Raw genomic sequence first — 23,458 nt, 5'->3', positions numbered from 1 at the left:
ACGGGGAACCGCAGTACCTGCCGGGTGTCGTTCTGGGGGTCGTCCTGGGTGTCGTTTCGGTGTTGATTCGGCGTTGAAAGGTCGTAGCCATTCGCGCGGCCGCGGCGCCGGTCGCCGGGGAGCGGATCAAGTCCGTGGTGCGCATCGCGCGACGCCGTCGTGGCGTGACTGACGCCAGGCGTTCGCCGCCACCAGCGTGGCAAGGACGGCCGCCGCCAGCCCGGCGAGCATGGCTGCTCGGTCGCCGACTGCCATGGAGGTGTGCCGCGTGCGGTCGACCGCGTCGGCGACGGCGGGGAGCAGTGCTGCTCCCATGGCGGCGCCCAGCTGCCGGCTCGTGTTGATCACTCCGCCGACCAGGCCCTGGTCGCGGTCGGCGACACCGGTGCTGGCGGTGACCATGCTGCCGAATGCCATGCCGGCCGTACCGCAGCCGACCAGCGCCACCGCCGCGAGCGGCAGATGGGATCCACCGCCCCCGGGGAGTTGGGTCAGGACCGCGAAGCCGATGGTGGCGGCGACTCCGGTCACCACCAGCACTTGCTGGATGCCCAGGCGCCGTGCCAACCGGGCGCCGAGCAGACCGGTCGCGAGCCCGACGATTCCCTGTGGGGCGATGGTCAGTCCGGCCGCGAGCGGGGACATGTGCAGGACCTGCTGGAGATACACGGACAGCACGAGCATCTCACCGCCGTTCCACAGGCCGAGCAGCAGCATGAGGGCGCCGGCGTTGCGCAGCCCGTGAAGACGCAGCAGCGCCGGCTGCACGAGCGGGTCGGCATGGCGGTGTTCGTTCGCCGCGAATGCCGCCGCCGCCAGGGCGGACAGTGCGAGCGGCACCAGCACGCCGGCCGAGCCGATGCCGGCGCCGCCGCTCCGGGAGACGGCGAGGACCAGGGTGCCTACAGCCAGGGTGATGAGCAGCGCACCCGAAGCGTCCAGGTGCCGCCCGGCACGCGGCGATCTCGACTCCCGCAGGGTACGGGGGGCGAGCAGCAGGGCGGCAAGCCCCACCGGAACGTTCACCAGGAACACCGAGCGCCAGCTGAGGAACTCCACCAGTATGCCGCCGAGCACTTGGCCGGCGACGAAGCCGACCGACGCCGTGGCACCGTACAGGCCCAGTGCCCTGGTCCGGCGCGGGCCTTCGGGGAAGCCTGTGGTGATGAGTGACAGTGCGGCGGGCGCGACCATCGCGGCCCCGCTGCCCTGCACCACGCGGGAGGCGATCAGCAGGACCGGGTCGCGGGCGAGTCCGCCGGCCAGTGATGCGGCGGTGAACACGCCGATCCCGGCGAGGAACAGGCGCCGGCGGCCGTAGAGATCACCCGCCCGGCCGCCGAGGATCAGCAGGCCGCCGAAGGCGATGGCGTAGCCCGTGACCACCCACTGCACCGAGGCGGCCGAGACGCCGAGCTCATGCTGGATCGATGACAGCGCGACGTTCACGATGCTGAAGTCCAGCACCACCATGAAGGCGGCGACCAGGATGAGCGCCAGCCCCAGCCGTCCGTGCTCGGCCGTCCGGGCGGCGGCGGTGCCGGGGGCCTCCTGGTCTGCCGCTGCGGTGACGGTGTCAGGGGGCCGCGTCGCCGCCGCGCACCGCGTGGCCGGGCCGGTGGGGGCGGCGTTCGTCTTCATCGCCGTGCGTCCTTTCGTTGCGCCTCGTTGCGCCGGCTCGATGCGTTGCGCCGGCTCGATCAGGCCGTGATGTAGACCGCGGACAGGTCGTTGTCGGCGTGTACGAGGGCGGTGTTCCGCCAGCGGGGCAGCAGCGCTTCTGTGAGCGCGAGTCGGGTGCCGCTGGCGTGCGCGGCCTGCACGGCGAGTTCGGCGTCCTTGAGGGCGTGTTTGAGCGCGAACGCGGGGGTGAAGTCGCCGGCCAGCATGGTGGTGGCCTTCTGCACCGCATACGGGCTTCCGAGCGGGGTCGACTGCAGCAGTTCCACGATCGAGGCGGGGTCCAGGCCCAGGCGGCCGGCGAAGGACAGGGATTCCGCGGTCGCTTCCACGAGGTCGACGAGCCAGCTGTTCAACACCAGTTTTGCCTTGGTGCCGTCGCCGGCCGGCCCCAGCCAGAGCGTGGCCCGGCCCAGCGCGCCGAACACGGGTGCAAGGACGTCATGGACCCGGTCGGGCCCGCCGGCCAGGATGAGCAGCTGTCCCTCCTCGGCCGGCCCCTGACTGCCGGAGACCGGAGCGTCCACGAACGTCACTCCCTGCCGGGAGGCCATGACCGCGAGTCTGGCCGACCAGTTGGCTCCGATGGTGGCCATCTGGACCCAGATCAGCCCGGGGAACCGGGTCAGGAACCCGTCCGGGCCGGTCGCGGCGCACTCGGTGGCGGGCCCGTCGGCCAGCATGGTGATGAGGATTCCGGCGCCCTCGACGGCTTCGGCCGGGCTGTGTGCGACGAACGCTCCGAGGCGGCCGAGGGCCGCGGTGCGGCTGGTGGTCCGGTTCCACACCCGCAGCTCGAAGCCGCTGCGGGCCAGGTTGGCGGCCATCGGGCCGCCCATCCGGCCGGTGCCCAGGAACGCGATCACCGGTGTCTTCGTGCGGTGGCCGCCGCTCGGGCGGGCCGGGGTGCTGTGCGGTGCCAGGGGCTGGGGGGTGGTCATGCCATGCCTTCCGGGGTGGGGCCGCCGACCGGTACCGCGGCGGCCATGATGTGGTCGATCTCGGCCAGATCGGACCGGGTGAGGGTCAGGTCGAGGGCGCTGAGGCTTTGCGTCAGGTGGGCCGGGGTGCGGGCGCCGACGATGGCGACCTGGACGGCCGGCTGGGCCAGCACCCAGGCCACCGCCAGCGCGGCGACCGATGCGCCGCGATTGGCGGCGAAGGCGCGAAGCGCCGCGACGACGTCGAGATTGCGGGCGAAGCCGGGACCGGTGAAGGCCGGATGGCCGCCGCGCCAGTCACCGGGATCGAACCGGGTGTCCTCGGTGAGGGCCCCGCCGAGCAGTCCGTGGGCCAGCGGTCCGTAGGCCAGCACCCCGATGCGGTGCGCGGCGGCATAGGGCAGCAGGTCGGTTTCGATGTCGCGGCGGAAGAGGTGGTAGGGCGGCTGGACGGTTGCCACCGGCAGCACCGTGGCGAATTCGGCGATCTGCGCGGGGCTGTAGTTGGAGACGCCCACGTGGCGGATCATGCCTTCCCGTACCAGTTCGGCGAGCGCGGCGGCCGTGTCCGGGATGGGGGTGCCCGGGTCGGGCCAGTGCACCTGATACAGGTCGATGTGGTCGGTGCCCAGTGCTTCCAGGCTGGCCTCGACACCCTTGCGCAGCCATGCCGGGCCGGCGTCCCGGACCAGCCGGTCGCCGTCCATGCGCAGTCCGCCCTTGGTGGCGATCACCACCGACTCACGGGCCGAGCGCAGGTCGTGGGCCAGAGCCGCCCCGAGCAGCCGCTCGGACCGGCCGAACCCGTAGGCCTGTGCGGTGTCGAAGAAGTTGATGCCCATCGACCTGGCACAGCCGATCGCCTCGCGCGCCGCGTGCTCGTCCACGGGTCCCCCAGTCCCCGCCGAACTGCCAGGTGCCGTAGGCCAGGGGGGTCACCTTCAGGCCGGTCGCCCCCAGTGTCACCGTCTGCATGTCGTCCTCCTTGGACGGCCGGAGCCTTTGATGGCTGAGGCCTTCTTTCTCGACACTCACATCCGCGGGAACCGGCCGGTAGGGGCCGTTTGCTTGCCGGGATACAACCCGGCGTTGTGACCGGCGGAGGGCAGTGCCCCAGGTGGGCCGGCACTGCTCATGTGCTGAGCGGGAGGCCGCCACCCGAGCGGTCGGGCCGCCGAAGCGGGAAACGGGCCGGCTCCGGGGCCGGGCGGGCCGGGGAGGCGGGCGGGCGGCCGTACGCGTGTTCCGTCGTCATGTGCGCCGGGCCGGCCCGGTCGGCGCGGTCACCGGGTGGGACGGCGGGCGGTACCGGTCGCGGGCCCGCGGCCGGTCGTGGGCCGGCGCGTCCGCCTGCTGCCGCTGCCGAGTCGTTGATCGGGGTGGGTGAGGATGTGGGTGACCAGATCCCGTGCCACACCGCTGGGCGGGCTGGAGGCACCGTCCCAGATGACGCGCAAGGTCCTGCTCAGGTCGAGTTCCGGCGTCTGAACCCTGATGAGCCGGCCCGTGGCCAGGTCGTCCTCGACGGCCAGTTCGCTGATGACCGCCGGTGCCGAGCCGGCCAGCGCGGCCGCGCGGACTGCCGCGCTGGTGGGCAGCCACTGCGCCGGGCCGGCCTGGGAGGCGCCGGGGCCGAGCGCGGCGGCCAGCGCGGCCGCCAGGGTGTCCCAGGTGCCGGAACCGCTCCCGCGGCTCACCAACGGGGTGGCGGCCAGCTCGGCGGCGCCGACCGGTCGGCGGCGGCCGGCCCAGGGGTGGTCCGGAGCGACGACCACGGTGAGCCGGTCGTGGCCGACGACTCTGCCGTGGAGCCCGGCCGACCGCCGTGGGCCCTCGGTGAATCCGATGTCGGCGGTGCCCTCGGTGACGTGGGTGATGACCGTGGCCGTATTGATCGCTGTCAGGACGATCTCCGGGGCGGTATCGCCCACCCGTCCTTCCGCGCGGAAGGAGGCCAGCCAGCCCGGCAGGAGCTGTTCGGCGATGGTCAGGCTGGCGCTCACCCGCAGCCGGGCGCGCCGGTCCGCCCGCAGGGCGGCGATCCCGGCGTCCACCTCGGCCGCGACGTCCAGCAGCCGGGCGGCCCACTCGGCGATCATGACGCCTTCGGCAGTCAGCCTGGACCCGCGCGGACTGCGGTGCACCAGCGTGACGCCGGTCTGGGCCTCCATCGCCCTGATCCGTGCCGAAACCGCCTGCTGGCTCACCCCCGCCGCCCTGGCGGCGCTGTTGAGGCTGCCCTTCTGGGCGACGCCGAGCAGCAACTCCAGCGCGGCCAGGTCGGGGACGTGCGTGCTGAGTGCCATGGCACCGTCCTCCCAGCTGCAAGCCGGGGTTGTATCCCCTCAAGTTTACGGCCGCTACCAGGGGCCGTCAGGGTCTGCCACCGTCGAAACACGACCGCGCCACGGGGGGCAGCGACCCGCTGGCGGGGCGCCAGGGGCGGGCCCTGTCCTGCCGGGCCCGGCAAGGCTTCACGGTCCGCCGTCCGGCGGCGCCGCCCTGACGCTCCTGCCTGCCCCGGCGCCCTCAAGAGCCATGACCGCCGACGACAATAATTCTTAGGGACACACCATGACCGTGACGCTACTGCGGCCGTCCGAGCACCAGGACAACAGGCGCTCGTTCCTCCTGCAGCGGGCGCAACCCGCCATGACCGGACTGATCGACGGCTCGCTGTCCACGCTGGCGCCGATCTTCGCCGTCGCGTTCGCCACGCACCAGCCGCGGTACGCGTTCTTCGCCGGGCTGGCCACCGCCATCGGCGCCGGTGTCAGCATGGCCTTCTCCGAAGGCCTGTCCGACACCGGAGACCTGACCGGCCGCGGCAACCCCTACCTGCGCGGAGCCATCACCGGGGCAGGCACTTTCCTCGGCGGAGTGCTGCACACCCTGCCCTTCCTGATCCCGCAGTACCATGCTGCCCTCGCCGTGGCACTGGCCACGATCACTCTCGAACTGGTGAGCCTGGCCTGGATCCGGTGGCGCTTCTTCGGCACCGGCTTCCTGCGCTCGTTCGTCTCCATCGCGATCGGCGGAGCGATCATCGCCGGCGTCAGCGCCATGCTCGGTGCGGTCAGCTGACGGGACCCCCAACCACCGTGCTGACGCCCGCCGGTAATCGAGCCCCGCCGCGGCAGGGCCCCGCGGCAGAGCCCCGCCGAAGTACCCGAGCGGGCCGTGACCGGCCATGCCGATGAGGGGGCCCGAGCACACAACGGACCAGGGCGAAAGGCCCGACCGGCTGCTTGTCCGAGGGACAGCAGGTGAACTTCGTCGTTCTGACGGCTTATCGCACGCCGCGCCGACCGTGGCCGGATACACACTCATGGTGAGGTATATCCGGTATATGGCGTAGATAAGTGGAGGTTTGATGAAATACCGGTCCAGGTCGCCTCGCCTCACTGCCGCCCTGATCCTTGCCGTCGCCGTCCTGATGAGTGGCTGCACCAGTGGCCGCACGCCTTTGAACTCGCTCCCCTCGTCACAGGCACCGTCCTTCACGGAGGGCTCCCCGCTCAAGGAACCGGCACAGATGGTGAGCCGCAACGGGCTGCTGCGGGCGGAACTCGTCGTGGAGAGGCGGCAGGTGGACCTGGGCGGCCACAAGATGTGGGCCCTCACCTACAACGGCAGCTACATGCCGCCCACGCTCAGGATCCGGCCGGGGGACAAGATGGACCTGGCCTTGAAGAACACCCTGAGCGAGGTCACCAACCTGCATGTCCACGGACTTCATGTCTCACCGAGCGGCAACGCCGACAACATCTTCATCCACGTCAATCCCGGCGAGACGTTCCACTACTCGTACCAGTTCCCCCGCACGCTGCGGGCCGGCACCTACTGGTACCACCCGCACCCGCACCTCACCTCCGCACCGCAGGTCGCCGGAGGCATGTCGGGCATCCTCGTCGTCGACGGGCTGCAGCAGTACCTGCCGGCCGACCTGCGCCACATCACCGAACACGTCATCGCGCTCAAGGACTTCCAGGTCCAGGGCGACGCGGTCAGGACCCAGAACCTGCACATCGGCGCGCCCACGAACCGCACCGTCAACGGCCAGCTGAACCCGACCATCCGCATCCGGCAGGGTGAGACCCAGTTGTGGCGGCTGGCCAACGTCAGCGCCAATATCTACTACAAGGTCCACCTGCAAGGACAGCGATTCCAGGTGATCGCTCACGACGGCACCCCCGTCGACCGCATCTGGACGAGCGACTCGCTCCTCCTCGCGGCCGGCGCCCGCTTCGACGTACTCGTACAGGGCGGCCCGGCCGGCCGTACCCAGCTGCAGACGCTCCCGTACACGACCGGACCGGCCGGCAACTCCTTCCCGCAGGCGACCCTGGCCACCCTGGTCTCCGACGGAGGCTCCGCGCGCCCGGCGCCGCTGCCCACCTCGTCCTTCGCGCCCGGCGTGGACCTGAGCAACGCTCCGATCGCCGTACGGCGCACCGTCGTGCTCTCCGAGAACAAGGGCGGCACCAAGTTCTACATCAACGGCAAGCAGTTCGACCCGAACCGGGTGGACATCCGGGCCAAGCTGAACACGGTCGAGGAGTGGACCGTACGCAACGTCAGCGATGAGGAGCACTCCTTCCATGTGCACACCGACCACTTCCAGCTGATGAGCATCAACGGCCGTCCCCACCACGGTCATGGCTTGCAGGATGTTGCGAGCGTCCCCGCCAAGGGCGAGTTCGTCATCCGGATGCAGTTCAAGAACTACACGGGCAAGTCCGTCCTGCACTGCCACATCCTCAACCATGAGGACGCGGGCATGATGGCAGTGCTGCAGATCGTCAAGTGACGCATCGAGCCACGGGTGCCGGCGGGACGTGATCGAATGCCACGGCGGATTACCGCCGGACACGGTGCCCGCCCGCGAACATGCTGGTCGTCTTGGCTTCCTCCCCCTCGTTCACGAGGGGGAGGAAGCCAACACCAGGATCAATCCCGCGCTCGGGCCGCGGCTGCTGGCGCTGCCGTGCACGCTGGTGTGGGCCACCACGTGGATGTCCGACGCGAACGACTGCATCGCCCCCTGGCTCGGCCTGCCGGAGTTGCCCGTGGTGGACTGGCCGGACCCCGCGAACGACGCTCCGGTGGACGGACTCCACTGGAAAACCCGCCCCCTGCTCGACTGGGCGGCCGGACGTCCGTTTGCGTGGATCGACGATGAGATCACCGACCGGGATCGGGCCTGGACAGAGGCCCACCACCCGGGACGGGTCCTCCCGCACCGAATCGACCCGCGATACGGTCTGACAGACCAGGACTTTGCCGCCCTCGGCCGGTGGCTACAGCTCCACCAGGGCTGACCACCTCCCTGGCAGGACTCGGCAAGTCAGCCTTGTCGGTGAGCGGGATCTTCGCGGCGATGTGCCGTGCCTCAAGGCCGATGGTGGTGAGGTGCGGCACACGGTGGGCAGCCACGGCGGAGTTGATGCCGTCCGCGCCGATGAGCACGCCGGCTTCGGCTCGGTGTCCGTTCGCAAGGTCCACGGTGATGCCGGCATCCGGGTCGCGGTGATTGCCGGTGACCCGGGCACCGAAGCGCGCCACGTTCTCCAGTCCGGTGAACAGGATCCTGCGCAGGGTCGAGCGGTCCGCCACCAGGTGTTCCGGGACATCTCCGGCGGCGTTGCCGTCTCCGGGGGAGTCGCTGAGGTCGCGGGCCGGGCCCGGGGTGAGCGGCTCGTCGAACAGCAGCGCGTCCTGGCGGGGGATGCCCGCGGTGGCCACGAACAGCTCCCGCATCCGCGGGTCTGTCGTGGTGTCGCTGATGTTCTGGGCTGTCCTCGCGCCCGTCGTCCCCGGCGGCGGGTCCGCACCTGGGTGTGGACCCGCCACCGGTTCGCACGGTTCGGTGTGCGGGCGGTCGCCGGACGCAGACGCCTACACCCCTGTGGAGGGCAGCGGGTCCTGTCCCACCAGGCTGTGCCCGCGGGCGGCCGATTCGCGCACGGCGTCGAAGCCGTAGCCGGTCATCTCTTCCTCGTACGCGTGCAGGGCCTCGGCCAACGGCCGGCCACCGGCGGCCTGAACGAGCCGAGCGGTCAGTACCCGCGCGTCACGCAGTGCGGTGTTCGCGCCAACGCCGATGGCAGGGCTCATGACGTGGATGGCATCGCCCAACAGGGTGACCGCGGTGGTCTCCCACGTCGCGACGGGCACGCTGGTGCGCACCGAGACCGGGAAGATCGAGGCGGGGTCCTGACGGGACACGATCTCGACCAGTCCAGGGTGCCATCCCTCCACCAGGGAGAGTGTGAGCGCCTTCAGTTCCGCGCCGTTCATCGCGAACAACTCCTCGTCCGTGCAAGGAATCTGCTCACGTCGGGTGCCGAAGACGCACGCGAGGTAGTCGCTGTCGTCGCTGAGCTCGATGTCGGAAGCCAGCCGGGCCGTCGCCTGGTGCAGGGGCTCGCGGTACTGCACGGGGGCGAGCCCTACGAAGCGCTTGCCCGGGCCGATGACGGTGGTCCACAGTCCGAGCAGTTCGGGCGGGACCAGGGCTCGGGCCTGGTCACCGGCGAACGGGACCTTGCCGTAGAGCAGCCGCAGTCCGGCGTCGACGACCTGAGCCTGGGGCAGATACTGCCTCCGGGTGGCCGAGTTGACCCCGTCGGCGCCGATCAGGACATCGCCCGTGGCACTGGTGCCGTCCGCGAAGTACGCGGTCACCGAACCCGACCGGTCGGTGTCGTAGTGGGTCAGCCGGGCACCGTAGTGCACCGCCTTGTCCAGGCCGGACAACAGGATCTGCCGCAGCGTCATGCGGTTGACCGCCAGGTGCCCGCCGCCGGGCAGGTCCGGGACGGGCGGGAGTTCCTGGGCGTGCAGCAGGTTCAGCCGGTGGTCGAACGCGTCCATGCGCGACCCGGGGGTGGCGGCGGTAGCCGCGAACACCTCGTACGCCTGCGGCGTCAGCACCGCCCTGAGCGCGGTGATGCCGTCGGAGTTGATGCGGATGCGGTAGCCCTGGTTGCGGAAGGCCGCAGTGGAGTCCTTCTCGTACACCGCGACGCTGATCCCCGCCTGGCGAAGCCCCTGCGCGAGGGCCAGGCCGCCCAGCCCGCCTCCGGCGATGATGACATGCAGATCCGACACAGCTGTGTCCCTTCTCGAAGATGAAACGAAAAGGGACGCACCGGACGTGCCTCAACGGCACTGTACGAGCGCATGACCGCCATCCGGACTACCTACCGGACCGTGACTTTTGTACGTCCGGAAAAAAGCTAGCACAGGTTCGGCCGTGAGCCGCGCAGTGCCAACACCAGCCACGCCACTGCGAATTGGTCGGGTGTCTGCTTGAGACGGTGTTCTACGTGGTGCTCGCGCGTTGGTCTGTGTATGGGGCGGGGTACGTGGAGTTGGACTGTTCCGGACGGCTTGTGGGAGCTCGCCAGGCCGTTGGTTCCGGAGGGCCGGGTGCGACCGCAGGGTGGTGGAACGCCGAACACGCCTGATGAGCCGCTGTTCGCGGCGATCATCTACGTGCTGGTCCAGAGGGTGCGCCTGGCGGGCTCTGCCGCCGTGCTTCGGGATATCGAAGTCGACGGCCCATCGCCGGTTCCTGATCTGGTCGCGGGCCCCTGGACGTCGGCGTCTTTGCCGCCAACGTCCACGACAGCGAGGGGCCGAAGCCCGTGGTGGCCGGTCACCGAACGAGACACCACCCCCACAGCGGCCGCTGCTTCAAGCCGCAGCGCCTGCCTGCCGACAAGGCATACGACATTTCCCACCTGCGGAAATGGTGACGAGGCAAACGCATCGGCGTGCGCATCGCCCGCAAAGGCGTCGAGTCCGGCGAACGGCTGGGCCGCCGCCGTCGGGTGATCGAGCGCACGATCTCGTGGCTGTCCGGCTACCGCAGACTCAGCCCTCGCTACGAACGCTGCCCCCGCAACTACCTGGCCTTTCTCGGCCTTGCCGCCGCCCTGTGCGGCTACAAGCGGCTGCTCCGCCTCACCACGTAGGACACCGCCTTGGCAGACGCGATGCCCGCCTGAGTTCACGGCCTTTCCGTGCGAGCCGGCGGGTCCGCTCCGCCTCCGGGTGGACGGCGAGCACGGCGAACGCCGCCGAGGCACCACCAGGGGACGCCTGCGCACCCAAGATCCGCACCTGGACGGGTTGCAGCAGGCACGCAGTCGGGGTCGACCGGGTCGTCCATCTCGGGAGCCGTCCATCGCAGACCGATGAGCGGGTTGTGGGTGAAGTGGCCGGGCTCCACCACGTCGGCGAAGACCCCGTTGACGGCGGTTCTCTTGCGTTTCGTGGTCCTGGCCGCGGCGACGGTCCCGTCGAGTTTCCGGCCCGGCGCCGCCAGCCCTCGACACAGCGCGTCGGGGTCCTCAAGTTCACCGACGGGCCGTGACTTCCTCTCAAGCCCCGCCAGAGCGTCCTGCCATTCCGCGGGATCCACTCGCCCAGGCGTTCTTGTTGAATGCCACCTTGAGTACACCGCCCTGCGCAGCCCATGGAACTCGCGGTAGACGGCCCGCTTCTCCACGAAGGCAAGGGTGATGGCGGCCAGGCCCTCGCCGAGGTCGTACGCCGACGGCCGGACCCCCCGCTGCTGACCACGGAGGCGGACAGCGCCTTGCTGAAAGCGGTGTGCGACAGCGAGGCCGCTGCCCGCGCCGCGGCAGAGCCTCTCCGTGCGCGAGCCGGTGCGTCGCTCTCGTGGCGGCCGTCGGCGCGCACCTCCTGTGTACGAATCTTGTTTGCCCGCTGTACGCCTTCTCCGTGTCTGATGGGGCGGTCGTGAACGCGACGGGCGCGGTCCCATGCGTCCACTGCCGTCTCGCCCCGAGTGTGCACGCTCCGGGTTGTTCGGGCTGACAACGTTGTCTCCCGATGAGGGCCGGGCCGTGCGTGTGTATCGCGACGATGGAGAGGTTCCGTGCCCTTCAGACCCAACGCCTCCGTGCCCCGCCCGATCCCTCCGAGAACCGCCCGCCGGCGTCGCCGGCCACTGCGCGCGACGGTCGCCGCGCTGCTCGCGGGTACGCTCGGCCTCGCCGCTCTGGCGGGCGGCGGCACAGCCGCGGCAGTGCCCGCCGCGACCATGTCCGCGGGATCCGCGGGGCCATCCGGCGGTACGGACTACACGAAACTCGTCGACCCGTTCGTATCGACCGCCGGCGACGACGGCAACGACCTGCCGGGCGCCCAGGCGCCTCACAGTCTGGCCAAGGTCAACCCGCTGACCACGCCGGACCGCAACCACACCGGATACGACTACAACGAGGACCACATCGCGGGCTTCACCGCGACGAACCTCGACGGCGTCGGCGGCTCCGGAGGCGGTGGCGACCTGCTCGTCGTTCCGACCTCCGTGCAGTACGACAAGCGCCCCGCCCCCAGCACGTACGCCCACACGTACAGCCACGACGACGAGACCTCGACGCCCGGCGCCTATCAGGTGGGCCTCGGGGCCATCTCGGGAACCGGCTCGTCGGTGCAGCAGGACTCGGGCACCATCAAGGCCGAGATGACCGCGACGACGCGTACGGCGCTCGAACGCTACAGCTTCCCGGCCGGGTCGAACCCCGAACTCGTCCTCGACCTGGCGAACAACTTCACCAGCCGCACCCGCTCGACGATGAAGGCGACGACCCTCCCGAACGGGACCACCTCGATCTCCGGGCTCATCGCGGGATCGTTCAACGGCGCCTCGTACCAGCTGTACTACAACGCCACCACGAACGTCCCGGTCACCTCCCTGAAGAGCTGGGGCAACGACGGCAAGCTGAGCGACGCGACCGCGCAGGACGGCTCCGACACCGGCGCCGTCCTCGGGTTCGACAAGGCCGCCGCGAACGACGTCGAACTGCGTATCACGCTGTCGCCGATCAGCGCGGAACAGGCCGCGACCGACCAGCGCAACGAGGTGGGCGGCCTGACCTTCGACCAGGCCCGCGCGCGGACGACGGCGGACTGGAACAGCACCCTCGGGGCCGTCGCCGTGAAGTCCTCCGCGACGTCCGACCCCGGGTCGACGCTCACCAGGGAGTTCTACACGCACCTGTACCGCATGTACGCGCTGCCGGTGAACGCCACCAGCACCAGCGGTACGTACCGCGGCGTCGACGGAGCGGTGCACAAGGCGAACGGCTTCACGTACTACGACGGCTGGTCGACCTGGGACGACTTCCGCAAGTACTCCGTCGAGGCGTACATCGACCCGGCCACCTACCGGGACATGGTGCAGTCGCTCATCGAGCTGTTCGCCGACGCGCGCACCTCGGGCAAGAGCCTCGGCAGCCTCACCCACTCGGTCCCGACCGTGCGCTGGGAGCGTTCGGCCGTGCTGGTCGCCGACGCACTGTCGAAGGGCTTCAAGAACTTCGACCGGCTCGACGAGGCATACCCGGCACTGCTGTCGTACTCCGGCTACTACACGGGTGCGCAGCTGCGGCAGGGCTACGTCACCGGCGATCCCGGTACGACCGTCCAGCGCGGCTACGACCAGTGGGCGCTCTCCGTCATCGCCGACGCGCTCGGCAAGGACGCGGACGCGAAGAAGCTGCGTACCCAGTCGACCATGGCGATCGACAACCTCGTGAAGTCCGGCGCCTGGACCGCGGCCGACGGCACCAAGGTCGGTCTGCTCACCCCGCGCGCCGCGAGTGGCGACTGGCAGAGCGCCGACTACGAGAAGTTCGAGGCGGCCGGTCTCTACCAGGGCACGCTCTGGCAGTACCACTGGTACGACGCGTACGACATGGGCGGCCTCATCAAGGCCATGGGCGGCGACAAGGCCGGCAAGGCCGCGGTCAAGCACATGTTCGGCGAGGACTCCAGCGTCGGCGCCGACGATGGATCGACCATGCTGCACTCCAACGCGAACGAGATCGACCTGCAGGCCCCGTACCTCTTCAACTACGTCGGTGAGCCGAGCCTGACGCAGAAGTGGGTGCGCGCCATCTACACCGGCACGACCTGGAACCGCTACATCGCCACGGGTTCGTCGAACGAAGCCCCCAGCTCCGGCGGCCAGTTCACCCCGCCGGTCAAGACCCAGGTCTACAAGCTCTCCCCGAACGGCTTCCTGCCGACCATGGACAACGACGCCGGCACCATGTCGACCATGTTCGTCGGCGCGGCCCTGGGCCTGTTCCCGGTGACCGCCGGCTCCAGCCAGTTCCAGATCGGCAGCCCGTTCTTCGACTCCACGACGATCACCTACGCCAACGGCTCCCGGTTCACGGTGAAGGCCGACGGCGTGTCGCCGAGCAACTACTACGTGCAGAGCGCGACCCTCAACGGCAAGCGGTTCACCAACACGTGGCTCGACTACTCCCAGATCATCGCCGGCGGGACCCTGGACTTCACCATGGGTTCCAAGCCCTCGCAGTGGGGCGCCCACACGGATCCCGCGTACTCGCTGGACACCGACTCGGGCGACACGGGTGACGGCGACGCGGGAACGGGCAAGGGCGACACCGTCGTCTCCGCCCGTCCGGACACCGTCGACACCGCCGCGGACGGCCGCGTCGAGGACAGCGTGAAGCTCACCCTGTCCGGACCGGCGTCGTTCGCCGCCCGCAACGGAACCAGCCTGACCAAGACCGGCGCGGCGACCGTGACCGGCCTGCCGGGCGGTGTCACGGCGGACCTCCGCGTCAGCGGCTCGCGCACGGCGACGCTGTCGCTCACCGGCACCGCGCAGGTCGACGCGCACTTCGGCATCACCTTCCACGACGAGGCCTTCGCCCACGGTGTGCGGGCCTCGACGGTGAAGGGCACCGGGATATCCCCGACCGACCCGCTCGTCATCTCCGCCGCCGCGGTGCAGCGCAAGTCCCTCGGCGCGCTCGTCGACCAGGCATCCCTGGTGCGCAGCGGCAACTACTCCGACGGCTCGTGGACTCTGTTCCGGTCGGCGCTCGAACGCGCGCGGACCGTCCTCGCGGACACCACCTCCGCCACGGGCACGATCATGGCCGCGAACGACGCGCTGCAGTCCGCCATCGGCACGCTCACCATCGACGAGGGCGGTTACGCCGTCCTGCAGGCCGAGTCCCCCGACCAGAAGGAGGGCCCCAGCCTCATCAGCGAGCGGAACAACTCGGACGGCAACCTCGGCGGCGTCACCGAGGGCGCTTGGGAGCGGTACACCAAGCTGGACTTCGGCGGGGTCGACCCGCGGACCATCTCGGTCCGCTACGCGAACTCGCAGGCGACGAACGCCAAGCCGAGCAGCGTCGACATCCACGCCGGCGCCGCCGACGGGCCCGTCGTCGCCACCGTCCAGCTTCCCGGAACGGGCGGCTGGCAGTACTACAACACGGTGCAGGCGACCGTCACCGACCCGGCCGCCCTGCTGGGCGCGTCGAGTGCGACGTTCGTGTTCCACGCCCCGGCCGGCCAGCAGTGGGTGTCGAACTTCGACTGGTACCAGTTCTCGCCGTACGACGTCTCCACGTCCCCCACGACCACGCTCGCCACGCTGACCGCGGTGAACAGCACCACGACCGGCGCCGGCTCGCTCCCGCTCAATCTCTCGAACGGCATCTTCGAGAACGTGACGAACGGCGCGTGGGCGCAGTGGAAGGACACCGACCTGCGCGACGGCGCCGACACCGTCACCGTCCGCTATGACAAGCCCCAGTCGCGCGCGGCCTCGGACTCGCACATCGAACTGCACCTCGGTTCGAAGGACGGCCCGAAGACGGTCAACATCCCCCTCGACTACAGCGGTTCGGGCTGGGGAACCATCGCCACCACGAGCGTGCACCTCGACCCGAGCGTCTTCACCGGTGTCCAGGACGTGTACGCCGACTTCGTCTCCAGCACGCAGTCGTCCTCCCAGCCCTACGTGGGCAACATCTACGCGCTGACCCTGACGCAGGCCGCCGACGCCCCCACGGGCTTCGACGCCACCGCGTTCCGCTCGCACAGCGGCGGCGGGCTCAAGAGCGAGCCGGTCGGCTGGACCGGGGCGGGTTCCACCACCGACCTCGGCGGCACCTACAACGGGGCCTGGCTCAACTACGGGGACATCACCTTCGGCAGCTCCCCGAAGAGCACCGTCACGATCACCTATGTCAACAACTCCGCGCGCTGCGGCACCGGTTCCGCCGTCCAGCTCTACCTGGACTCCTTCGACCCGGCCAACCCCGGCACGCCGTACGCGACCGTGCCGCTGCCGGTCACGGGAGCCGCGTGGTCGTCCGGAGGGACGACAAGCCTGACGCTGCCCAAGGCGATCACCGGCACGCACACCGTCTACCTGCGGCTGACGACCAACCCGGACTCCTCGCACCCGTACGTCGCGAACCTGGGCCGGATCACCTTCAACCACGTCGACACGCCCGCCGTCACGGACAAGTCCGCCCTGCGGAAGGCGATCGAACAGTACGAGGGGCTCTCCGCGGACGCGGCGCGCTACGACGCGATCGACTTCGGTGTCTACCGGCGCGAACTCGCCGCCGCCCACGCCCTTGTCGACGCCGACGGCGTGACCCAGCTGGAGGTCGACACCCAGACCCGCAGCCTCACCCTCGCCGCCAAGCAGCTGATCCCGGTCCCGAGGCTGCGCCTTGAGGACCTGGTCGCGACCGCGTCGGCCCTGGAGGACACGCGCTACACGGACGCGTCGTGGAAGGCGTTCACCACGGCACTCACCGAGGCGAGGACCGCGGTCGCGAGCGACACGGCCACGGACGCGACCCTCACCGCGCGGTACGACGCCCTCCAGCACGCCATGTCCGCGCTCACCACGAAGCCCAGGACGGTGCCTGCCGCGCCTGACGCGGTGTCGGCCACGTCGTCCGGCACGAGCGTGACGGTCGCCTGGTCCGCGCCCAAGGACACCGGCGGCTCACCGGTCACCGGCTACAGGATCACCCTCAACGACGGCCACCAGATCAAGATCAACGACCCCGGCAGCCTGAACACGACGTTCACCTGGCTGCGGGCCGGCCGGTCGTACACGGCACGCGTCCAGGCGGTGAACGCGGTCGGCACCTCGAACCCGAGTGCCGCCACGGCACCCGTGGTGACCGGCGGCGGCAAGCCGCAGAAGCCGGGCGTGACGGGCGTGATCACCGACGGCAAGCAGGTCCGCGTGACCTGGCAGGCCGCCGGCGACGGCGGGTTCCCGATCATCGGCTACACCGTGGCCCTCGGCGACGGAACCACCGCGCACGTCTCCGCCACCACGGACACGGCGCTGCTGACGACCACGGACAAGGCGAAGGCCCACACGGCGACCGTCACCGCGGTCACCCTGGCCGGAACCTCGGACGACTCCACCGCGACCACCTCGGCGGACACCTCCGCCGCCACGGTCTCGGCGGACGCCTCCGACCCGGCGTACGAGCCGTCCCCCTTCCCGGACGACACGCTCAACGCGACCTACGCGTCGGACAAGTGGCCGGGCACCGGTGACGGGACCGACTACTTCCACGGCCTGCTCAACGGGATCGACGACCTCGACTCCGGCATCCTCGGCGCCAACACCAAGGTGTCCGGCGGCACCCCGCTGACCGCCGAGAACGACCGGATCGCCGTGCGCATCAACAACGCGGCGACGCAGAAGGAGGTGGACCGGGCCGAGGTCGACGCGACCAACAGCTCCACCGTCACGATGGCCGACGGCCTGGGCTCGCGGCTCGGCACGCTCTACCTCGACGCCCTGAACGGCGGCCGACTGCCGAAGACCAGCGCCCTGTTCTCCCGTGTCACGAAGAACCTCGACAAGGTCGACGCGGCGAAGAACAACTACGGCTACCTGCGCCCGTACGCGCGGCTCGGGTTCGTCGGCGACGGCGGCTACATCTACGAGTCGCAGGACGGCTCGTACGGCAGCCTCGCCACCAGCGGCTCGTACCCGAGCGGCCACACCTACGGCGGCTACGAGGCCGGCACCGTCCTCGCCACGCTCCTGCCGGAGCTGGCACCGTCGATCCTCGCGCGCACCTCGGAGTACGGGAACAACCGCATCGTCCTCGGGTTCCACTACCCGCTGGACGTCATGGGCGGCCGGATCTCCGCACAGGCGACCGTCGCGCACCGGTGGGCGGACCAGGCGTTCGCGAGTCTGCTGACGCAGGCCCACACCGAGATGGAGAACGTACTGCTCGCGCAGTGCGAGAAGCAGGGATACGGCGACACGCTCGCGGCCTGCGAGGGCGACTCCTACGACGGCCTGAGCACGGCGCAGGACGTCGACCTGTACACGCGGCGCCTGACCTACGGGTTCTCCCAGGTCGGGCGGGGCGGGCAGGCTCTCAAGGCCCCGTCCGACGCGGCGGCGCTGCTGATCACGGCCTTCCCGGACCTCACCACCGAGCAGCGTACGCAGATCCTGGAGCAGACCGCGACGGACTCCGGGTACCCGCTCGACCTCACCGCGGACGGCGAGGCGAGCTGGCAACGGATCAACCTGGCGGCGGCGATGGCGGCGGACGTGGTCGTGGGCGCCGGCGGGTCGGTGACGGTGACCAACTTCTCGGACGCCACGAAGGCCGGCGTCGCCGACGCCCGGGCGATCACCGTGGGGGGCGTCGCGATCGACGGGTTCGATCCGGACGTGACCACGTATGTCGTCGACTGGCCGAAGAACGCGAGGATCCCGGCCGTCTCCGCCGTAGCGGCCCAGTCCGGCGCACGGGTGAAGGTCACCAACGGCAGTTCCACCGTCTCGTCGACCGGGGCCGGGTTCACCGCCCGCACCATCACGCTGACCTCCCCCAACGGTTTGGTCACCCGGACCTACACGGTCGGTTTCCAGCCTGCGAATCGCGATCACCGGCCGGTCGAGGCCGGCGGTGACGGCGCTGATGGCACCACCGGAGGACCCGGCACATGGGGCCGCGAGGGCCATGGAGCAGGCTCCGCCGGACTATGGTCGAGAGCGACGGAGTGGGCGGAGACACGGGGAGTCTCTTGGACCCAGAGCACGAGATGACCACCGGACCTGCCGTGCCCCGTCGGGCACGGCAGGATCCCGCTGATCCTCGGAAGGTGCACCGCCGCCGGCATGACGGCACGGCTGTTCACGGCTGAGGGACAATGGACGACGCGGATCTGCTCGGTCGGCTGCTCGTCCCGCAGGCGTCGGGCGGACTTCGGCCGGGTGCGGCGGGCGTAGTGCGCCGGGACCGGGACCGGCAGGTTCAGTTCCCGGCGGACGGGCTCGGCCCCGAAGTCGTCGCGGAGGTGGCTGATCACCGCGTCGGCCTTGTGCGGGGGGCTGGTCGAGTTTCCCGGCGGAAAACACCGACGCGGCCTTGAGGATCTCATCGGCTCGCCGTAACTCGGCGTACTCCTTGCGGGGGAGGGTGAGTTCCCTCTTCTCCGCGGTGGTCAGCAGACCGGACCGCTCGCCCTGGTCGGCCTCGGCCTGGCGGACCCATTGCGGCAGTGCTTCCTTGTGGATGCCCAGGTAGGTCCCGGGCGGCATGCGAGACCGGGCGGCCTGAGGTCCTCACCTCGCGGACGGCTCGCTCACGCAACTCGTCGGGGTACTTCCAGGGCCGCGTAGTCAAGGCGAGATCGCGGCTGTCAACGCTCCGGAAGCGGCATCGTGCCGGCTCTCGGACATGATCCAGCCGTCGTCGAGGGTGCAGACGCCGCGGGCGACCCTGCGGAGGATGCCCTCGTTGACCCAGCGGCCGAGTGTTGAGTACGTCGCTGAGCGGGGCAAGGCCTCGACTGCCGAGCTCGCTCTGCGCCCCTCGTGGTGATGAGAGAGCGCCCAGGGGTGTGGCTTGGTGGGGCCGAGGGCCGGCATCTCGCGCAGGCTCGTCGCTCGTCAGGTTGCCGAGCCGGTCGTCGTGGAAGGGCGGGTTGGCGGGCCGCCCCTTGACGAAGCCCGTCAACGGGGTGGCCACGAGGTCTCCGGCCACCAGGTCTCCGTCGTCGGTGAGGAGGGAGACGGAGCCGGCTGTGTGGCCCGGAGTGGGCATGACGCGGGGCATGATGCGGGCCTCGACACCGAAGTCCGACACGTGGGTCTCGCCACGGATGAGCACATCCGGTTCGAACGGCTCGGCGGTTTCGCGCACCACCGAGGTGCGGGCGAAGAGCCGCCCGAGCAGCCCGATGGGCAGGTACGGCTCACTGACCCGGCCCGCTTGGTGGATGCCGAGGTCGGCGATGTGGCCGGCGATCGGTGCGCCGGTGAGTCGGCTGAGTTCTGCAGCCGAGCCGAAGTGGTCGAGGTGTCCATGGGTGACGACGATCAGGCGGACTTCCTTGGGGTCCACGCCGAGGGCGGCGACCTGGTCGTGAATCAGCCGGCCGCTGCCGGGTGTTCCGGCGTCGACGATGATCGGTTGCCTGCCCGGCAGCAGAGAGGCATGGACGGCGTGCCGACCGGACACGGGAATGGCAATGACCTTGGTCGGAGACATTGAGGAACTCCTCAACAGGCATGGGGAGTGGCTGGGCTCCGCCGGGCGATGAGGCGGGGATGTGGTTGGCCCGCAATGGACATCCCTCACAGCATCCTGAACATTGATCAGGTGCCCGCTGAGCCCTGGGAGGGGCGGGCGGCCTGTGCATCCGTGCCCAGGCCGCCCGACGCGGTCAGCTGAAGAACGGGTCGTCCACGAGGTGAACCCAGCCGCCGTCCGGCTGGCGTCGGAGGATCTCGGTGGTGGTGGAGACCACCGGCTCCGGCCCGACCCCGGTGAGGGTGGCGATGTTCGACACCAGGGCGACGTCGTCGACCTGTCGGATCTCGCGTGGTTCGAGCTTGAGGCGGGCACCGCTGTCGACCATCTGCTGCATGGCCTTGCGGATGGCGTCCGTGCCCACCAGGTGGGTTCCGGGAGTGGGGACGAAGTGGGCGTTCGGCTCGTAGAGCGACACCAAACCCTCGACGTCACCGGCCTCCAGGTACTCCATGAACAAGGTCCCCACCTGCTGGGGCGTCTCGGCACGGCGCCGGGCGGTGACGCCGACCGGCTTGTCGCCCCAGCCGGCCGCGTCGATCAGGTCGTACCAGTTGGGATAGGCGCCGTAGGGCAGGTGGCGACGCAGCAGGTCGCCGATGAAGGTCGTCGGGGACGCCTTGTGGGGCTTGGCCACGGCCTGGGTGATGATGAGGTCGCTGAACCCGTGGGCCAGGTCCTGACGCGGCAGCAGGGCGTGCACTTCGTCGGCGAGGCCGGCCGGAAGGCTCTCGCGCTGGACTCCGAGGATGTCGGTGGCGATACCCGCCTGGGCCAGCGCCACCTCCGTGCCCTTCCGCGACGCGATGCCGTCCGAGGTGTGCAGAGCGATGGCGTCCCAGGCGACGGCGATACGCCGTTCCTCGACACCACGCTCGCGGAGAAATGCCGCGGCGAGGTCGGCGCCGTCGACCTCGAAACGCTGGTCGCCGTTGCTGCCCTCCTCGCTCAGTCCCAAGTCGTGCAGGACGCAAGCGACGAACAGGAGCTCGTCGTCGTAGTCGGTACCGGCGCGCAGACCCTGGTTCTGGGCATGGGCGCGAGCGAAGACGTAGCTGCGGACGCAGTGATCGTGAATGTAGGCAGGCGTGGCCTGTGCCGCAAAGGCGAATGTGTCCCGGGTGAGGCTCGTGTCGGGGAGGCCGAGCTGCTCGAAGACGGACAGGTCTGCTTCGGTGGTCATGATGTGTCTCCTTCTTTTGGGCCCCGGTCCGGGGCAGATAGGCACGGTGGCCGGGCGGCACGCTCACGCGTGCCGGGTATGGGGGGTGCGGCTGCGCGGCATGTGGAGTGACAGCCGATCGCCCCATGGGGGGATGTGCGGCTGGAGTGCTGTGCTTACAGCTGGGCGACGAACGCATCGATGTGCGCGGCCACCTGGTCGGGCACCTCAAGGGGCGAGAGGTGGCCGGTGTCCTTCAGGACGGTCAGCGTGGCGGTCGGGATCAGCGGCAGCAGGTGGTCGGTGAGCACGGTCGGCGGGTCGACCTTGTCGTGGCTGCCCGCGAGGACCAGCACCGGCACCTCGATGGCTGAGAGGCCGGCCGACACGTCCTGGACCAGGCCCTGGCGTGGCCACTCGAGACGGGCCTCGTCGCCGCCGCGCAGGCTGTCCTCGACCACCTGCCGGCGCAGCTCGGGAGTCAGCCCGCCGCGGGTCAGCATCAGGTCGATGCTCTGAACAACCGCCTCCTCGTTGTCGTAGGCGTGGGAAACGGTCTCCTGCACCTGCTCGCTCACCCCGATCGGCGCGGGCGGCGCGGGCGCCACGAGGACGACTCCCCTCAGGCCGGCGGGCTTGCGTGCGGCCAGCATCTGAGCCACCTTGCCGCCCATGGAGTGTCCGACGAGCACGTAGCGGGAGTGTCCGAGCGCGTCGACGACCCGCTGCGCGTCGTCCGCGAGCTGCTCCAGGTCATAAGGTCCCGGCACGCTCGTGGAGTCGCCCCATCCACGCTGGTCGTAGGCCACGAAGCCCTGCCCGGGATCCAGACGCTGCAGCACCGGGATCCAGGTGCGCCGTGAGCCTCCCCAGTAGTGCAGGAAGATCAGCGCCGGGCCGTCACCTTCACGGACGTGGGCGTACACCTGGCCGCCCTGCACGTCGAAGAAGCGGCCCACCACATTCTGCGAAGTCATTGCCGGCTCCTCGTCCACGGCCGGGGCTCTCGGACCGCTCCACCGGTGTGTGGAGTCGGCTGCCCCGCGCTCGCTCTTCGATCCTGCTCCGGAACTTCCTTTCCAGGCCACGGCTCATCTGCCAGCATGCGCATCTTTCGGGCCAGAACGGTGCGGGTGAGCCCTTGCTTTCCGGTCACACGATCAGCGGCTTGATCAGGGGATTCATCCCCGGGAACAGCCTGGGCCAGGACGCAGAGGTTCCCTGGCCCTCCTCGCGGCATTGGTGCCGGACGTAATATTGCGGCCATGAACAAGCACCGGGTCATGGTCCTGGCGGTCGACGGCGTGCTGCCCATGGATCTGGGGATCCCCACGCAGATCTTCAACGCCCGTCCGAACACCCCCTACGAGCTCACCGTGTGCGGCGACACCGAGGAGGCCGTGACCACGAGCGCCGGTTTCGCCCTCGGGCTGACCGCGGGTCTCGAGGCGCTCGCCGAAGCGGACACGATCATCGTCCCGGGCTTCGAGGACTTCCGGCGCCCTCCGCGCCCACGGGTGAGGGCCGCTCTCAAGCTCGCCGGCCGCGCCGGGATACGCATCGCTTCCATCTGCACCGGCGCCTTCGCCGTCGCCTCGGCCGGACTGCTCGACGGCCGCACCGTCACCACCCACTGGGCCAAGGCGGACGACCTCGAAGAGCTCTACCCCCGGCTGCGCGTCGACCGCAACGTCCTCTACATCGACTACGACACCATCCTGACCTCCGCGGGCTTCACAGCCGGCATCGACCTGTGTCTGCACCTGGTCCGCAAAGACCTCGGCGCAGCCGTCGCGAACGACATCGCCAGGGACATCGTCGCCGCCCCGCACCGCGACGGCGGACAGGCCCAATACATCAACAGGACCCTCCCCACCCCCCAGGCCACCACGCTCGCCGACACCCGTGAATGGGCCCTGCTCCACCTCGAAGAAGACCTCACCATCCCCCACCTCGCCGACCATGCCGGCGTCTCCCCACGCACCCTGACCCGCCTATGGCGCCAGGAAACCGGCGTCAGCCCCCACCAATGGCTCCTGACCGCCCGCATCAACCGCACGCGAGAACTCCTGGAGACCACCGACCTCCAGGTGGAACAGATCGCCACCCGGTGCGGACTCGGCAGCGGCGCCAACATGCGCGCCCGATTCCGTGACGCCCTCGGCACCACGCCCACGGCCTATCGCCGCACCTTCCAGCACCAGGCCGCCTGACGGCGAAGGCCGCACTGCGCGGTCACATCCGATGCCACCGACATC

General features: G+C 70.1%; 12 protein-coding genes and 2 pseudogenes. 6 read left to right on the top strand and 8 right to left on the bottom strand.

The genetic code is table 11. The features are described 5' to 3' along the window. Positions 1-126: 126 nt before the first annotated feature. From RV986_RS53205 to RV986_RS53190, 4 genes and pseudogenes are all read right to left on the bottom strand, one after another. Positions 127-1,641: an MFS transporter gene (locus tag RV986_RS53205; RefSeq protein ID WP_475924869.1), complete on the bottom strand. Its 1,515-nt coding sequence runs from the start codon at positions 1,639-1,641 to the stop codon at positions 127-129. Positions 1,642-1,700: 59 nt separating this feature from the next. Further along, a complete protein-coding gene (locus RV986_RS53200) occupies positions 1,701-2,621 on the bottom strand; it encodes an NAD(P)-dependent oxidoreductase (RefSeq protein ID WP_475924868.1) in 921 nt (306 codons plus the stop codon). Further along, positions 2,618-3,511: pseudogene (locus RV986_RS53195) on the bottom strand (aldo/keto reductase); the annotation flags it as partial. The pseudogene RV986_RS53195 and the gene RV986_RS53200, both read right to left, overlap by 4 nt. 393 nt (positions 3,512-3,904) lie before the next feature. Further along, entirely contained in the window at positions 3,905-4,927 is a 1,023-nt protein-coding gene (locus tag RV986_RS53190; protein WP_475924867.1) for a LysR family transcriptional regulator, read from the bottom strand. Positions 4,928-5,195: 268 nt separating this feature from the next. Here RV986_RS53190 and RV986_RS53185 point away from each other — a divergent pair, with 268 nt between their 5' ends. From RV986_RS53185 to RV986_RS53175, 3 genes are all read left to right on the top strand, one after another. Next, complete coding sequence (locus tag RV986_RS53185) at positions 5,196-5,705, top strand: VIT1/CCC1 transporter family protein (protein WP_475924866.1); 510 nt, start codon at positions 5,196-5,198, stop codon at positions 5,703-5,705. A 451-nt stretch (positions 5,706-6,156) separates the two neighbouring features. Next, positions 6,157-7,431 (top strand): multicopper oxidase family protein, encoded by a 1,275-nt coding sequence (locus tag RV986_RS53180; RefSeq protein WP_475924865.1) that lies wholly within the window; start codon positions 6,157-6,159, stop codon positions 7,429-7,431. Between the two features lie 64 nt (positions 7,432-7,495). After that, on the top strand, positions 7,496-7,942 hold the full coding sequence (locus RV986_RS53175; protein WP_475924926.1) for a hypothetical protein: 447 nt from the start codon (positions 7,496-7,498) through the stop codon (positions 7,940-7,942). 577 nt (positions 7,943-8,519) lie between these two features. Here the strand turns inward: RV986_RS53175 and RV986_RS53170 are convergent. After that, entirely contained in the window at positions 8,520-9,734 is a 1,215-nt protein-coding gene (locus RV986_RS53170; protein WP_475924864.1) for an FAD-dependent oxidoreductase, read from the bottom strand. 243 nt (positions 9,735-9,977) lie between these two features. On the opposite strand from RV986_RS53170, the pseudogene RV986_RS53165 reads away from it, so the two are divergent. Further along, a pseudogene (locus RV986_RS53165) lies at positions 9,978-10,603 on the top strand (transposase). Positions 10,604-11,532: 929 nt separating this feature from the next. Further along, a complete protein-coding gene (locus RV986_RS53160; RefSeq protein WP_475924863.1) occupies positions 11,533-18,549 on the top strand; it encodes a glycoside hydrolase domain-containing protein in 7,017 nt (2,338 codons plus the stop codon). Between the two features lie 331 nt (positions 18,550-18,880). Here RV986_RS53160 and RV986_RS53155 read toward each other — a convergent pair whose 3' ends face one another. The 3 genes from RV986_RS53155 to RV986_RS53145 form a co-directional block, all read right to left on the bottom strand. Further along, positions 18,881-19,996 carry an MBL fold metallo-hydrolase gene (locus RV986_RS53155; protein WP_475924862.1) on the bottom strand — a complete coding sequence of 372 codons (1,116 nt, stop codon included), beginning with the start codon at positions 19,994-19,996 and terminating at the stop codon, positions 18,881-18,883. A 175-nt stretch (positions 19,997-20,171) separates the two neighbouring features. Further along, the gene (locus RV986_RS53150) at positions 20,172-21,221 is read right to left on the bottom strand and encodes an SgcJ/EcaC family oxidoreductase (RefSeq protein WP_475924861.1); all 1,050 of its coding nucleotides are present in this window, start codon (positions 21,219-21,221) and stop codon (positions 20,172-20,174) included. Positions 21,222-21,376: 155 nt separating this feature from the next. After that, the gene (locus RV986_RS53145; protein ID WP_475924860.1) at positions 21,377-22,177 is read right to left on the bottom strand and encodes an alpha/beta fold hydrolase; all 801 of its coding nucleotides are present in this window, start codon (positions 22,175-22,177) and stop codon (positions 21,377-21,379) included. A 288-nt stretch (positions 22,178-22,465) separates the two neighbouring features. Here RV986_RS53145 and RV986_RS53140 point away from each other — a divergent pair, with 288 nt between their 5' ends. Further along, positions 22,466-23,413 (top strand): GlxA family transcriptional regulator, encoded by a 948-nt coding sequence (locus RV986_RS53140; protein ID WP_475924859.1) that lies wholly within the window; start codon positions 22,466-22,468, stop codon positions 23,411-23,413. The last annotated feature ends 45 nt before the right edge of the window (positions 23,414-23,458 follow it).

The sequence above is a fragment of the Streptomyces sp. RLA012 genome (assembly GCF_056270325.1).
This window is presented reverse-complemented; position numbering and strand designations above follow the sequence as displayed.